We start from the raw sequence: 14,356 nt of genomic DNA, 5'->3' as shown, positions 1-14,356 counted from the left end.
CGTCCTTAGCTCAGCTGGATAGAGTACCTGGCTACGAACCAGGCGGTCGGAGGTTCGAATCCTCCAGGACGCGCCACATTATAAGCCCTGCTAGAAATAGCAGGGCTTTTTATTAACACCTTTGCAACATTCTTTAAACACTAGTATTACAACTAGTTGTTTCTACAGCGATTTTGCCATTTCTTTTACCCACATCTCAGTAACACATGATGTTTTGTCATAAGGTCATAAAACCCACAGTTATTTATGCTCATTTGGCTAAATATTGCAGATTTATGTGATTTGTGTGACGAATAATTCCCTAGATCTGTGCTTTATCGTCAATAGCTTCTTAAACAAAATTGACAAAGTTTAACCAATCGAGATAATCCTAAGCCTCTTGTCAGGATTTTACTGTATGTTCTGGCAACAAGAGCACCGGCATCATGCCGGTATACGTTAGTGTTTATCTATCGTCATGATGATGATTTTCGAGAGGCCTAATGTTGTTGTCAGGATGACAAAGAAAGGATGCAAAAATGGATAATATTGGAAGCCTGCTAGTAGACGCTGCAACCCTGATGCTTACAGGGATGGTTGTAGTGTTTATATTCCTCACTATTCTTGTCTATCTCGTTCGGTTGATGTCTAAACTTTTGCCAGAAGAAGTTCCAGAGCCGATCGCTGTACCAAATCAAAATAACAAAGTTCAATTACCATCTTCTGCTGTGAGTCCGAAGGTTGTTGCGGCAATTTCCGCAGCGGTACATCAGTACCGTACTTCGGTGGCTAAATAGCATTTGATAGGATTAAAAGGAGTTAATGAGCATGTCTAAACCACTAGCTTTAACAGATGTGGTCCTTCGTGACGCCCATCAGTCGCTATTCGCGACGCGTATGCGTCTAGAGGATATGTTACCTATCGCGGAAGAGCTCGATAAGGTCGGTTATTGGTCTCTAGAAACATGGGGCGGTGCTACGTTTGATGCGTGCATTCGATTCCTGGGCGAAGACCCTTGGGAGCGTTTACGTGCATTAAAGAAAGCAATGCCTAACACACCAATGCAAATGCTACTGCGTGGCCAAAACTTATTGGGTTACCGTCACTACGCTGATGATGTAGTAGAAAAGTTTGTTGAGCGTGCCCATACCAATGGTATGGATGTGTTCCGCATTTTTGATGCGATGAACGACGTGCGAAACTTTGAAAAAGCCGTTAAAGCGACGGTTGATGTTGGTGCTCATGCACAGGGTACACTCTCTTACACGACCAGTCCGGTCCACAATACCGAGACTTGGGTAGACCTTGCTAAGCGTCTAGAAGATCTCGGTTGCCATTCGCTTTGTATCAAGGATATGTCGGGACTTCTGAAACCCTACGAAGCGGAAGATCTTATTACACGTATCAAAGCATCGTGTGATGTGCCGCTTGCTTTACATTGCCACGCGACCACGGGTCTTTCGACTGCCACAGCAGTGAAAGCTGTCGAAGCTGGTATCGATATTCTTGATACGGCTATTTCGTCAATGAGCTGTACTTACGGTCATACGCCAACTGAAACAGTTGTGGCTATGCTTCAGGGCACTGAACGTGACACTAACCTTAAGCTTGATCAGATCGAACCAATCGCGGCGTATTTCCGCGAAGTACGTAAAAAGTACGCCAAGTTCGAAGGTCAACTGAAAGGCGTCGATTCTCGTATCCTTATTGCTCAAGTTCCAGGTGGCATGCTGACCAATATGGAAAGCCAGCTCAAAGAGCAAGGTGCAGCGGATCGTATTGATGAAGTGTTAGAAGAGATCCCACGTGTTCGTCAAGATCTTGGCTACATTCCTCTGGTTACTCCTACTTCACAGATCGTGGGTACCCAAGCGGTGATCAACGTTCTGACCGGAGAGCGTTACAAGAGTATCACCAAGGAAACGGCTGGTGTCCTAAAAGGTGAGTACGGTGCGGCACCTGCTGAGCTTAATGCAGAGCTTCAGGCGAAAGTGCTTGATGGTGGTGAAGCGATTACTTGTCGTCCTGCTGATTTGCTTGAAGCTGAAATGGAAACTTTGACCGATGATCTCTTAGCCAAGGCTAAAGCGGAAGGTATTTCGCTAGCAGAAGATACGGTCGATGATGTTCTGACTTATGCATTATTCCCACAAGTCGGACTTAAATTCCTTAAAAACCGTCACAACCCAGACGCGTTTGAACCAGCACCGGGTAAAGAAGAGCCAACACCAGTTGTGGCTCAACCAGCTCAAGGTGGTATTGAAACTTACAGCGTGAAGGTTGATGGACAGGTTTATGATGTTGAAGTTGGTCCACAAGGTCAGCTGACATCAGTAACTCCTGCTCAATCGGGTGCTAATACTCAAGCTGTGGCTCCTGCGGCACCTGCGGGCAATTCAGAAACAGTACCTGCTCCACTAGCGGGCAACATCTTCAAGGTTAACGTTCAGAGCGGTGCTCAGGTTGCAGAAGGTGATGTGTTATTGATTCTTGAAGCTATGAAGATGGAGACAGAAATCCGTGCTGCCCGTGGTGGCATCGTCCAAGATCTGCATGTCAAAGAAGGTGATTCTGTGACTGTTGGTGCTCCACTACTTAGTCTGGCGTAAGGGAGTCTCATGGAAGGATTAATGACTCTTTGGTCAGAAACAGGGATCGCTCACTTTGAATTTGGCCAGATCTGCATGATCTTGGTCGGGTGCGCACTGCTGTTTTTGGCCATTCGCAAAGGCTTTGAGCCGCTACTACTTTTGCCTATAGGCTTTGGTGCCATCTTAGCGAACATCCCTAACGCAGGGTTTACGGAAGAGGGCGGATTGCTCTACTACGTCTACTATGTAGGTATAGAGTCGGGTATTTTCCCACTACTTATCTTCATGGGCGTTGGCGCGATGACCGATTTCGGTGCTCTTATCGCAAACCCTAAGACGTTATGGTTAGGTGCGGCAGCTCAGTTTGGTATCTTTGCAACACTATTTGGTGCGATCCTACTTAACTATGTGCCGGGTATGGAATTTAGCATGCCTGATGCTGCTTCGATTGCGATCATTGGTGGCGCAGATGGCCCGACGGCTATTTTCTTAGCAAGTCAGCTCTCTCCAGATCTGCTGGGTGCGATTGCCGTTGCAGCATATAGCTATATGGCATTGGTTCCTATCATTCAACCGCCTATTATGAAGGCGCTGACGACACCGGAAGAGCGTAAAATCCAAATGGCTCAACTTCGCCATGTTGGAAAAGGTGAGAAGATTCTATTCCCACTGGCTGTTCTGCTAATGACGATCTTGTTCCTACCATCAGCAACACCGCTGGTCGGTATGTTCTGCCTTGGCAACTTGATGCGTGAAGCTGGTGTTGTAGACCGTCTATCTAAGACTGCACAAAATGAACTCATCAATATTGTGACTATCTTCTTGGGGCTAGGCGTCGGTTCTAAGCTGCAAGCCGAAGAGTTTCTTAATGTTGAAACGCTTGGCATTCTGGCGTTAGGGGCTGTGGCTTTTAGTATCGGTACTGCGGGTGGTGTCTTGATGGCGAAATTACTCAACAAGCTGTCTAAAGAAAATATCAACCCATTGATCGGTGCTGCCGGTGTTTCTGCTGTACCAATGGCAGCGCGTGTTGTAAACAAGGTAGGTTTAGAGGCAAACTCACAAAACTTCTTATTAATGCACGCAATGGGACCTAACGTAGCTGGTGTTCTTGGCTCGGCGGTAGCTGCCGGTATTTTGCTTGCCTTGGTTGGCTAAGCGTGAATTACGGTTAGTAATTGGTCAAATTGAGAGTAAGTGGTTAACTTGCTAGCAATAAATGGTATATATTCAAAGGGATGCTTTCGCATCCCTTTTTTATATCGATAGGGAAATGAAGAAATGGAAAACAAACAAATCGCAATCTCACAATTTGGTGATCCAGACGTTCTCGTTATTCAAACTTCACCAATTCCAGAACCTAAAGCGGGTGAAGTACTGGTTAAGGTCCATTTCTCTGGTGTTAATCCTATAGATGTAAAAACGCGGGCAGGTTTAGGCTGGGCAGCTTCTCAGAATAAAGATAACCTGCCTTGGGTACCCGGCTATGATATCTCCGGTGAAATTATCACGCTTGGAGAAGGTGTCGAGCGTTTTGCTGTTGGCGACAATGTTGCAGGCTTTATTGGTTTCCCTCTCGCAGGGGGCGGTTATAGCCAATTTGTTTGTGTACCCGAAACCGCGTTAAGTCTTGTGCCAAATTCTATCACGCTTGAAGCGGCAGCTGCTCTTCCACTGGCAGGCCAAACAGCGGTACAGGCCTTGGATAAGGCTGGGGTGAAAGAAGGCCAGCGTGTTCTGATTCTCGCTGGTGCGGGTGGCGTGGGTCACATTGCGATTCAGGTTGCCGTTGCGGCTAAGGCAGAAGTCTTTACTACTTGTAGCGAAGCGAATTTGGATTATATGGCAACTCTAGGTGCTCATGCGATCAACTACCAGTTTGCTCCTGTTTCCGAGCGAGTCGAAGAAGCGGATGTGCTTATCGATTTGGTTGGTGGTGATGCCGCTCTTGATGCACTTAAATGCTTAAAAGATGGTGCGAAAGTGGTAACGGTTCCCACTCTTTCCGCAGAGTTGATTTGTGAGAAAGCGAAACTTCTAGGCTTTGAAGCAACGGGAATGCTTGTTGATCCAAACCCAGAGCAACTTGATGCGCTTCTCTACATGGTGAGTGTTGGTTTAGTCAAGACTGAGATTCATCAGGTGTACCCATTCGAACAGGTTGCTGAAGCACATAAACAGATTGAAACCGGTCACACAAGAGGCAAGGTCTTGCTTGATATGCAATGTTAGAAGCGTTTAACAGCGCATTCGAATCTTTCGCTCTTTGGTTTTCAGACTCGGCACTGTGGGTACTCTTTCTAAGTGGTTTCCTCAGTGCCACTTTATTGCCTGGAGGTTCAGAGGCCGGGCTGATCGCTACCTTGAGCTTAAACCAATACCCGACCTTTTATATTATTGCCGTTGCTACGTTAGGTAATACTCTTGGTGGTTTAACGAATTTTTGGCTTGGATTATGGCTACCAAACCGAACTCAGAACGAAAAACATGGTCATAAAGCCTTATTATGGCTAAATAAATACGGCTATTGGTCGCTTCTTTTTAGCTGGTTGCCAGTGATTGGTGATCCATTGTGCTTAGCTGCGGGTTGGCTACGGATGCGTTTTTGGCCTTGCTTTTGGTTGATACTGATTGGTAAAGCACTCCGTTACATTCTACTTGCTGCAGTTTTTTTCGGTTTTTTCTAAGGGGATGTCATGAGAAAGATTTGGCTTGGTGCTATTTCTCTTGTTGCACTATATGGTTGCAGTTCTAGCAACCTTTCTTCTGTACCTTTCTTTTCCTCCTTACCTGAAGGTGTCACTCTTATTGAAGAAGTGGATGCTGAGCCAGGTAAGGCAATGATCCCATATTCAAAGTATCAGTTAGAAAATGGGCTGACAGTGATATTGTCTCCGGATCATTCAGATCCACTTGTCCATGTTGATGTTACCTACCACGTAGGTTCAGCTCGTGAGGAGGTAGGCAAGTCAGGTTTTGCTCATTTCTTTGAACATATGATGTTTCAGGGCAGTGAGAATGTTGGCGATCAAGAACATTTTAAGATCATCACCGAGGCGGGTGGTTCTCTGAATGGAACGACCAATCGGGATCGCACGAATTATTTTGAAACGGTGCCTTCAAATCAACTTGAGAAAATGTTGTGGCTTGAATCTGACCGTATGGGTTTTTTGCTTGATGCAGTCTCACAACACAAGTTTGAAATTCAGCGTGATACAGTGAAGAACGAGCGCGCGCAAAACTATGACAACCGTCCGTATGGCTTGATGTGGGAGAAAATGGGCGAAGCGATGTACCCAGAGGGACATCCATATTCTTGGCAGACGATAGGCTATGTCGAAGATCTTGACCGTGTTGATGTTAATGATCTCAAAGCGTTTTTCCTGAGATGGTATGGCCCCAACAATGCAGTCCTAACCATTGGTGGTGATCTCGATGTTGATCAAACCTTAGAGTGGGTAAGTAAGTACTTTGGATCGATTCCATCAGGGCCAGCGGTAGAGCAGGCACCTAAACAGCCAGCCAAGCTAACTGAAGATCGTTATGTCACGTTAGAAGACCGCATTCAGCAACCGATGCTCATTCTTGGGTGGCCGACAACCTACAATGGTGCTGAGGGGCAGGCTTCCTTAAACGCCCTTGCCAACGTATTGGGTAATGGTGCGAATAGTTTGCTGTATCAAAAGTTGGTTAAAACTCAGAAAGCCGTTGATGCAGGGGCTTTCCAAGATTGCGCAGAGTTAGCCTGTAATTTTTACGTTTATGCAATGGCACCTTCGGGGGAAAACAGCGCTCTGAAACCTTTGTATCAGGAGTTGATGCAAACCCTAGGTGAGTTTGAAGCAAAAGGGATAGATAACAACCGATTAGATCAAATTACCGGAATGGCTGAGGCTCAGTCGGTTTTCGCATTGCAAAGTGTGCGAGGCAAAGTATCGCAGCTTGCTTCTAATGAAACTTTCTTCAATACCCCAGACCGAATTCAGACTCAGTTAGCGCAAATTCGTGCGGTCACCCCAGAGTCGGTGATGGACGCCTATAAAAATTACGTTAACGGTCACCCTAAAGTTGCTTTAAGTGTGGTACCTAAAGGTAAGACGGAATTTTCTGCTGCGCCTGTAACGTTCAGCACGCCACAAAGAACGTTGCCTGAATACCAAAAGGTCACTGACGACCAACTCGCGTATCGTCGTGCACAGGACAACTTTGATCGTTCTGTGATGCCTCAAGTCGCTGAAAGTGTTAAGGCACAAATGCCGAAACTTTACCGCCTCTATTTTGACAATGGTGCTGAACTGTTGGGTACGGTGAGCGCTGAAACGCCGACTGTACAGCTAGAAATTAGTTTTCCTGCTGGAGAGCGTTATGTCAAAAAAGGCAAAGAAGGGTTGGCGAACTTAACTGCGGCTATGATGGAAGAGGCGACACTGGACTCGACTCTTGAACAGTTACAGGCGCGGTTGGATAAGCTAGGGAGTACGCTTAACGTAGAAGCGGGAAATTACACGACCAGTATTTCAGTCTCTAGTTTAGAGAAAAACCTACCTCAGACACTTAAAATTGTCGAAGAGGTACTGTTTAAGCCAGCATTCCGTGAGCAAGATTTTGAGCGCATCAAAAAGCAAATGCTAGAAGGTATCGTCTACCAGCACCAACAAACAAGTTGGTTGGCCTCTCAAGCAACCCGCCAGGTACTTTTTGACGGGACGGTATATCAGCGCTCCAATGATGGTACGCAAGCGTCACTGGAAGCATTAACCTTGGATGACGTCAAAGCGTTCTACAAACAACATTACACTCCGCAGGGAGCACAAATAGTTGTTGTTGGAGACATCAATAGGAAACAGATCAAACAGCAGTTAGCCTTTATTGATTCTTGGCAGGGAGAAGTTGCCCCACTGCTAAGACCGCAACTTGTTAAGGAAAATCAGCAGAAAAAGCTTTATTTGGTGGATAAGCCAGGAGCACCACAAAGTGTGGTACGCGTGGTGCGTCAAGGTCTACCGTTTGATGCAACGGGGGAAGTGTACCTAACCCAATTGGCTAACTTTAACTTAGCTGGGAACTTCAACAGTAGAATCAATCAGAATCTCCGTGAAGATAAAGGTTACACCTATGGCGCTAGCGGTTATCTAGCATCGAATCGAGAAGTGGGTGCGATTGTGTTCTCAACACAGGTTCGTGCTGACGCAACTGTTCCATCGATCATTGAGCTTGAAAAAGAGTTAAAGGCATACAGTCAGAATGGAATGACTGATGATGAGATGAAATTTTTACGCTTAGCGGTCGGTCAACAAGATGCACTAAAGTATGAAACGCCTTCACAGAAAGCCGGACTGCTTAGTAGTATTCTTGCGTACAGTCTTGATGAAGACTACCTCAAGCAACGCAATGAGATCGTTGAAACGGTAGATAAGCAGACTTTAGACGAGTTGGCGAAGAAGTGGTTTACACCAGATGATTACCAAATCATTGTCGTCGGTGATGCCAAAACCCTGAAGCCACAATTAGAAAGTTTGCAGATTCCGATAGAAGAGCTTGAAATCATCCGTTAGAGTACACATAACATAGTGCATAGCTAGAGGGTGACATGGGTCACCCTTTATGAATTTGTTTAGCCAGTTTGGTAGAACTACCAAACCTTAGATATAAGCGAACCTCATTTTGACTGAATTTGCTGCGCGACTTGAGCGAGTTGCACAAAACCCAGAAGTATTTAAGAGTTTTGGACGTGGTGTGGAGCGTGAAACGCTGCGCTATCACCAAGATGGTCATCTTGCAACAACGCCACATCCTGAAGGACTCGGTTCCGCTTATGCGAATAGCTGGATCACCACCGATTTCTCCGAGTCATTGCTGGAATTTATTACGCCGGTATCGAATGACATATCAACCCTGATTGCACAGTTAGAGGACATCCACCACTTTACTCAGACTAAGCTGGGCGAAGAAAAAATGTGGCCGCTTTCTATGCCGTGTTATGTCGGTAGTGAAGATGATATCAACCTAGCTCAATATGGTGTTTCTAACTCTGGGAAAATGAAAACGCTTTACCGCGAAGGTTTAAAGCGTCGCTATGGCAGCTTGATGCAAATTATCTCAGGTGTGCATTTCAACTTCTCTTTCCCTGAGAGTTTTTGGCAGCAATTGTTAGGTGACCAGAACGAAGAGCAGCGTCAGGCGAGTAAGTCAGACGCTTACTTTGGTTTGATTCGCAATTATTACCGTTTTGGTTGGTTAATCCCTTACTTCTTTGGTGCATCGCCAGCGTTATGTTCGTCGTTTGTACAGGGCAGAGACAGCAAATTACCGTTTGAAAGCATTGGTGGATCGCTTTATCTGCCGTATTCCACCTCGCTGAGAATGAGTGATTTGGGCTATACCAACAGTGCTCAAAGCTCTCTAAAAATAGGTTTTAATAGCCTCGAAGAGTATTTAGATGGTTTGAATACCGCGATACGCACTCCTTCGAATGAGTTTGCTGAGATCGGGGTAAAAGTGGATGGCGAGTACCTTCAGCTCAATAGCAATGTACTTCAAATTGAAAATGAGCTGTACGCGCCAATTCGACCAAAACGAGTCGCTAAGTCTGGCGAAAAACCATCAGAAGCGCTGGCTCGTGGTGGCGTAGAGTATATTGAGGTCAGATCGTTAGATGTGAATCCTTACAGCTCAATCGGTATCAATGAGGATCAAGTACGATTCTTAGATATGTTCTTAACGTGGGCAGCACTGACTGAGTCTGAGCCCATGGATTACTGTGAACAAGCGTGCTGGCGTGACAACTGGAATCGAGTCATCATCGAAGGTCGTAAGCCAGGTCTCGAAATGCAAATTGGCTGTAGGGGTGAAGTCCTTACATTACAAGACTGGGCAAAACGTGTATTTGTGGAATTAGTCCAGATCGCAGAAAAAATGGATGAGGCGATGGGTGGTGAAGCATACCAAGCGGTTTGCTACAAGCTACTTTCGTGGATAGATAACCCTGAGAACACCATATCGGGCAAGTTACTCGAAGATACTAAGCGCTTTGGCGGGTTGGGTAAAATTGGATGTGAGTTGGGTAAGCAATATCGCAATGACCACTTAAACCGCAGCTACAGAACGTACAGTGAAGCGGATATGGAAAGTGAAGTGGTTCGTTCTGTTCAGGCTCAACTTGACGTTGAAGCATCTGATGAATTGAGTTTCGAGCAGTATCTTGAAGAGTACTTCTCTTATTTAAAGTCTTAAGGTCGCATCGTGATAAGGAAGCTTTCACTCCTCCTTAGTGTGTCCTTAGTTGGCGGGTGTGCGACATCCCCGCCTAAAGATCAGTCGAACCTTTGCGAGATTTTTCGAGAAAAGCCAGGCTGGTATGACGACGCTATTGATATGCAAAAGGAGTGGGGAACTCCGATTCAAGTTTCAATGGCGATTGTCAAACAAGAGAGTAGCTTTCGTCATGATGCTCGCCCGCCTAAAGACTATTTGCTTGGTTTTATACCGTGGGGACGAGTCAGTAGCGCTTATGGTTACGCTCAGGCGCAGGATCCTGCCTGGGAAGATTTCCAAAAGTCGACCGATCATGGCGGCTCTCGGACAGACTTCTCAGATTCACTCATGTTTATAGGTTGGTACACGAGTGAAACTCAGAAACAACTCGGCATCTCCAAGTGGGATGCTTACAACCAATATTTAGCCTATCATGAAGGTCGCGGCGGCTATAAACGGAAAAGTTATCAGTCGAAACCGTCACTAATTCGCGTGGCTCGAAAAGTCGAGCAGCAGGCAAAGGATTATGGTTGGCAACTTAAACAGTGCCGACAGGAATTAGAAAACAATAGAAGCTGGTTCTTTTAGTACCAGAGAAGTAGAAATGGAGAAGGACAATGCCGTTATTAGATAGTTTTACCGTTGATCATACCCGAATGCATGCACCAGCAGTTCGTGTTGCGAAAACAATGACCACCCCAAAGGGTGACACCATTACGGTATTCGACCTGCGTTTTACCGCACCAAATAAAGACATCTTATCTGAAAAAGGAATTCACACTCTCGAACACCTTTACGCAGGATTTATGCGCAATCATCTTAACGGTGAAAGTGTCGAGATTATCGATATCTCACCTATGGGTTGTCGTACCGGCTTCTACATGAGTCTAATCGGCTCTCCACAAGAGCAGCAAGTTGCCGACGCGTGGTTAGCTGCGATGAAAGATGTGCTAAAAGTTGAAAGTCAGAATAAGATCCCTGAACTCAATGAGTATCAGTGTGGTACTGCGGCGATGCATTCTCTGGATGAGGCGAAACAGATTGCAGAAGCGATTCTAGCTGCTGGTATCTCAGTAAACAAAAACGATGAGTTGGCGTTACCAGAAGCGATGCTTAAAGAGCTCAAAGTAGACTGAACAGTTTGAAATGAAAAAGGAAGGCAACAGCCTTCCTTTTTACTATCTTTAAAACGTTAATTTGCTTTCGGCAGCACCACAACTTGTGTTTTTGCCCAGATATCATGAAATCCTCGTTTTTGTGGATCTAATGGAACTGTAAAATTAGCGAGACCAAAACCCGAAGTACCAATACGGATTAGTGCCTGTGTGACTGAAACAGGTTTTCCGTCTATGCTACGCAAGTGCAGTTTCCATGCACGCATACCTAACGTTTGACCGGCTCTGGTCCAGAAGAAAACAAAGAAATAGATCCATACGAAGGCCAAATACGCGGTATAAACCGGACTCCAAATCGGGTGGTTAGTGAGGAAGTCACTCACGTCTTCAAATCCACCTACGTTAAAGATGCCCATCGCCATCAATGCATGCAAAATAGCGATAACAATACCCGCTGCCATCATTTCTACGGCAATGATAATAAGTCCATCGTAAAAAAGAGCCCCTAAGCGGCGAAACAAGCCTGCTGGTGGCAAAGTGTCAATCGTTGACATAAAACCTACTTACCCAAACAAAATAAGGCGAAAGAATATAGCTTCAGTTTTGATCTGAAAAGAGAGCTTGCGCACAGCTTATCAATTTGTGGCTATTTTATCGTCAAACGATAGTTATTTCAGTCTTTTGCACTTGCACGATTCATTGGCATACGTATAATGCCAAACATCAAAGGGCAATAGCCCAGAGATGCCGGTGTGGTGAAATTGGTATACACGACGGATTCAAAATCCGTTGCCTTCGGGCGTGGCGGTTCAAGTCCGCCCACCGGTACCATATTTAAACGATAAAGCCTCGACGCAAGTCGGGGCTTTGTTGTATCTGGAGTTTGTGAGTTCAAACCCAGCATGGCGTCAGAAGTGCCTGCCCAGCCAAGTCACCCGCCAGTAACATACATAGAAAGGTCGCTTTTATAGCGGCCTTTCGTCGTTTTTGGGGATGAACATTGTAACTGTCGTTCCATGAGCCTTCTGCCCCTTCTCTCGCCTAAAGCACGTTCGTCAGTACTGGTTTATTCCAATGAAGAGACAGATGGTCATTCAGAATCAGTGGCCTTACGTACTATCGATGTGTTTTACGCTCTGTTGCGCATGCCTTGAGTGGTTTACTTAAATTTTCTGTGGCTTAGGGAAAAGTTGTCTATCTTTAAATTATCAAGATGGAGGCTGAAAATGTACCAACTCACTCCCTATCTATTCTTTGCAGGACGCTGCCAAGAAGCACTTGATTTTTATCAGAACTGCTTCGGAGGCGTTACTGTTTCTAAGCAACTGTTTAAAGATGCGCCTCAAGAGATAGAAGGACCAGACCCACATTGGATAATGCACGCAGAGTTTCAAGCATCAGGCATGAAATTGATGTTATCTGATGGTGTATTTGCAAAAGAGCTCTCTGGCAACAATATTGCTTTGTCGGTTGTTCTGACAGACATCGATGAACAAGGTCGGCTCTTTGACAAGTTATCGGAAGGAGGTCACGTCATGATGCCTCTGGCAGACACATTTTGGGGCGCTCGGTTTGGTAAAGTAGAAGATCAGTTTGGTGTCCGCTGGATGCTACACTGCAACCTTGTATAGTTTGATATACATTGAAGCTATGAATTTCACGTAAGATATCTCTCATTCCAGCGCATAGATAATGATTTCGTTTTCCCATTACTCTAAAATTATTCATTAATAAGTAAGTAAATAAAGTTGTATATAGATCGTGGCGAGCATCAAAATTACTGTAGATAGGCTACAGCCAGGGTTGCATATTCGTCTTCCGGTTAAATGGAACGAGCATCCCTTTTTATTCAATAGCTTCAAAGTGAAAGACGAAGAACAAATTCGTATGATTCGTCACTTAGGGATTAAGCACGTCTTCATAAACCCAAATCAAAGTGATACGCAACCACTTCCCTCATCAAGTCAATCTAGCTCAGTAGAGGAACCTGTTGATAGTGAAGTCGATCTCGAAGCGCAAAAGCTCTGGAAAGAGAAACAAGATCGGATTGAAAAACTTAGTGCCTACCGACGACGTGTCATCAACTGTGAAAAAGAGTTTGAGCGCTCGTTGTCGCGCATGAGAGCGGTCATGAATAAGATCCGCAATCGACCAGAACAAGCCGTTGATGAGGCGACGCTACTCGTTAATGATATCGTTGATAAGCTACTAAGTGATGACAACGTTACGCTGCACTTGATGAATGGTAAGAGTGAATTTGAAGACATTTACTTTCATTCACTCAATGTTTCCGTGGTCGCGATGATGATCGCCAAAGCAAAAATGCTGAGTGCAGATCAAATAAAGGAAGTCGCTTTCGCTTCTTTATTCCATGATATGGGGAAAGTGAAAGTCCCTACAGCGATATTGCGTAAACCGACTCCTCTTACTGAACCTGAAAAAAACTATCTAAAACTGCATACAAAATATGGGTTAGAGATCGCGGCTAATATGGCGAGTTTTCCTGAAAGTGCTCGGACAGTCATAGCGCAGCATCATGAGCTTAATGACGGTTCCGGTTACCCTGAAGGATTGAAAGAAGATCAGATTGATGAGCTAACCCAAATTGTTGCTGTGGCAAATGCCTATGACAATCTTTGTCATACTAATGTCGCCGCTGACCAAAAAATTCCTTATGTTGCGCTCTCATACCTCTACAAAAACTGCAAGCATCTATATAACAACGAGAATCTGAGCTTATTGATTAAGTTTATGGGGATCTATCCTCCAGGCACTGTTGTACAACTATCGAATGATATGGTCGGTTTGGTTATCTCTGTGAACTCTAAGAACATTCTCTTTCCTAATGTTCTTATCTACGATCCCTCTGTACCCAGAACTCAAGCGCCAATCATTGACTTAGCTGAAAGAGAAATAAAGATAGTTAATGCAATCTTACCTAACAAACTTCCGGATAAAGTAAGGGAGTACCTAAATCCACGCTCACGGATTTCATACTTTTTTGATTCAGATGACTAGTTATCCACAGTGATTTGTGAACAACTCGTGGCTAACCTGAGGGTAAAATGGGTGTAAATGTTGGTCTGAGTAATTAATGTCCACTTGGCCTTTTTTTATGAAAAAAATGCATCTTTTTGCTTGCCTTAAAAAAGGAACTGCCTATAATGCGCATCCACTGACAGGGCAGACGCCGCAAGGCTTCAGCAATAGTCAGCGAGGTGAAAAGCTTCTAATAAAATAAATTTGAAAAAGTGTTTGACTCTTCAAATTATCTCGCTAGAATTCACCTCCGCTTCGAGAGAAAGTGTTCTCAAAAAGCAAAGCTCTTTAACAATATAAACCTATCAATCTGTGTGGGCACTCGTTGATGATAATCCAATTAGAAATTTCTCTAAATAAAGAGGGGTTTCAAATTA

The 14,356-nt window shown here is 44.9% G+C and carries 12 protein-coding genes and 1 tRNA gene; 12 read left to right on the top strand and 1 reads right to left on the bottom strand.

Annotated elements, in window-relative coordinates; translation table 11 throughout:
* Positions 1 to 518 precede the first annotated feature (518 nt).
* The 9 genes from ACQEXR_RS19015 to luxS all read left to right on the top strand — a co-directional run bounded on the left by ACQEXR_RS19015 (position 519) and on the right by luxS (position 10,961).
* On the top strand, positions 519 to 776 hold the full coding sequence (locus ACQEXR_RS19015) for an oxaloacetate decarboxylase subunit gamma (protein ID WP_138971962.1): 258 nt from the start codon (positions 519 to 521) through the stop codon (positions 774 to 776).
* 31 nt (positions 777 to 807) lie between these two features.
* Complete coding sequence (oadA, locus tag ACQEXR_RS19010; RefSeq protein ID WP_427020933.1) at positions 808 to 2,589, top strand: sodium-extruding oxaloacetate decarboxylase subunit alpha; 1,782 nt, start codon at positions 808 to 810, stop codon at positions 2,587 to 2,589.
* Positions 2,590 to 2,598: 9 nt separating this feature from the next.
* Complete coding sequence (locus tag ACQEXR_RS19005; RefSeq protein WP_426953407.1) at positions 2,599 to 3,729, top strand: sodium ion-translocating decarboxylase subunit beta; 1,131 nt, start codon at positions 2,599 to 2,601, stop codon at positions 3,727 to 3,729.
* 123 nt (positions 3,730 to 3,852) lie between these two features.
* Positions 3,853 to 4,803 carry an NADP-dependent oxidoreductase gene (locus ACQEXR_RS19000; RefSeq protein ID WP_427020932.1) on the top strand — a complete coding sequence of 317 codons (951 nt, stop codon included), beginning with the start codon at positions 3,853 to 3,855 and terminating at the stop codon, positions 4,801 to 4,803.
* Positions 4,797 to 5,258 carry a YqaA family protein gene (locus ACQEXR_RS18995; protein ID WP_331427277.1) on the top strand — a complete coding sequence of 154 codons (462 nt, stop codon included), beginning with the start codon at positions 4,797 to 4,799 and terminating at the stop codon, positions 5,256 to 5,258. Before ACQEXR_RS19000 ends, ACQEXR_RS18995 begins: the two co-directional genes overlap by 7 nt.
* A gap of 9 nt (positions 5,259 to 5,267) precedes the next feature.
* Positions 5,268 to 8,126, top strand: coding sequence for a M16 family metallopeptidase (locus ACQEXR_RS18990; protein ID WP_427020931.1), 2,859 nt, complete (start codon positions 5,268 to 5,270; stop codon positions 8,124 to 8,126).
* Between the two features lie 109 nt (positions 8,127 to 8,235).
* Complete coding sequence (gshA, locus tag ACQEXR_RS18985; RefSeq protein WP_427020930.1) at positions 8,236 to 9,804, top strand: glutamate--cysteine ligase; 1,569 nt, start codon at positions 8,236 to 8,238, stop codon at positions 9,802 to 9,804.
* Positions 9,805 to 9,816: 12 nt separating this feature from the next.
* Entirely contained in the window at positions 9,817 to 10,413 is a 597-nt protein-coding gene (locus ACQEXR_RS18980) for a hypothetical protein (RefSeq protein WP_138971975.1), read from the top strand.
* A 29-nt stretch (positions 10,414 to 10,442) separates the two neighbouring features.
* Entirely contained in the window at positions 10,443 to 10,961 is a 519-nt protein-coding gene (luxS, locus tag ACQEXR_RS18975) for an S-ribosylhomocysteine lyase (RefSeq protein WP_138971969.1), read from the top strand.
* A gap of 56 nt (positions 10,962 to 11,017) precedes the next feature.
* Here the strand turns inward: luxS and ACQEXR_RS18970 are convergent, their stop codons facing one another.
* Entirely contained in the window at positions 11,018 to 11,494 is a 477-nt protein-coding gene (locus ACQEXR_RS18970; protein ID WP_138971970.1) for an RDD family protein, read from the bottom strand.
* A 192-nt stretch (positions 11,495 to 11,686) separates the two neighbouring features.
* On the opposite strand from ACQEXR_RS18970, the gene ACQEXR_RS18965 reads away from it, so the two are divergent.
* The 3 genes from ACQEXR_RS18965 to ACQEXR_RS18955 all read left to right on the top strand — a co-directional run bounded on the left by ACQEXR_RS18965 (position 11,687) and on the right by ACQEXR_RS18955 (position 13,958).
* Positions 11,687 to 11,771: transfer RNA gene (locus ACQEXR_RS18965), tRNA-Leu, on the top strand.
* Positions 11,772 to 12,166: 395 nt separating this feature from the next.
* Positions 12,167 to 12,571 carry a VOC family protein gene (locus ACQEXR_RS18960; RefSeq protein ID WP_427020929.1) on the top strand — a complete coding sequence of 135 codons (405 nt, stop codon included), beginning with the start codon at positions 12,167 to 12,169 and terminating at the stop codon, positions 12,569 to 12,571.
* 130 nt (positions 12,572 to 12,701) lie between these two features.
* A complete protein-coding gene (locus tag ACQEXR_RS18955; RefSeq protein ID WP_427020928.1) occupies positions 12,702 to 13,958 on the top strand; it encodes an HD-GYP domain-containing protein in 1,257 nt (418 codons plus the stop codon).
* Positions 13,959 to 14,356 lie beyond the last annotated feature (398 nt).

The organism is Vibrio sp. TRT 2004 (assembly GCF_050113735.1).
In the GTDB taxonomy this organism is placed as follows: domain Bacteria; phylum Pseudomonadota; class Gammaproteobacteria; order Enterobacterales; family Vibrionaceae; genus Vibrio.
This window is presented reverse-complemented; position numbering and strand designations above follow the sequence as displayed.

Bases quoted from the DNA above. Each gene is read 5' to 3' on its own strand.
- ACQEXR_RS19015 (WP_138971962.1), top strand. From the start codon at position 519: ATGGATAATATTGGAAGCCTGCTAGTAGACGCTGCAACCCTGATGCTT.
- oadA (WP_427020933.1), top strand. From the start codon at position 808: ATGTCTAAACCACTAGCTTTAACAGATGTGGTCCTTCGTGACGCCCAT.
- ACQEXR_RS19005 (WP_426953407.1), top strand. From the start codon at position 2,599: ATGGAAGGATTAATGACTCTTTGGTCAGAAACAGGGATCGCTCACTTT.
- ACQEXR_RS19000 (WP_427020932.1), top strand. From the start codon at position 3,853: ATGGAAAACAAACAAATCGCAATCTCACAATTTGGTGATCCAGACGTT.
- ACQEXR_RS18995 (WP_331427277.1), top strand. From the start codon at position 4,797: ATGTTAGAAGCGTTTAACAGCGCATTCGAATCTTTCGCTCTTTGGTTT.
- ACQEXR_RS18990 (WP_427020931.1), top strand. From the start codon at position 5,268: ATGAGAAAGATTTGGCTTGGTGCTATTTCTCTTGTTGCACTATATGGT.
- luxS (WP_138971969.1), top strand. From the start codon at position 10,443: ATGCCGTTATTAGATAGTTTTACCGTTGATCATACCCGAATGCATGCA.
- ACQEXR_RS18970 (WP_138971970.1), bottom strand. From the start codon at position 11,494: ATGTCAACGATTGACACTTTGCCACCAGCAGGCTTGTTTCGCCGCTTA.
- ACQEXR_RS18960 (WP_427020929.1), top strand. From the start codon at position 12,167: ATGTACCAACTCACTCCCTATCTATTCTTTGCAGGACGCTGCCAAGAA.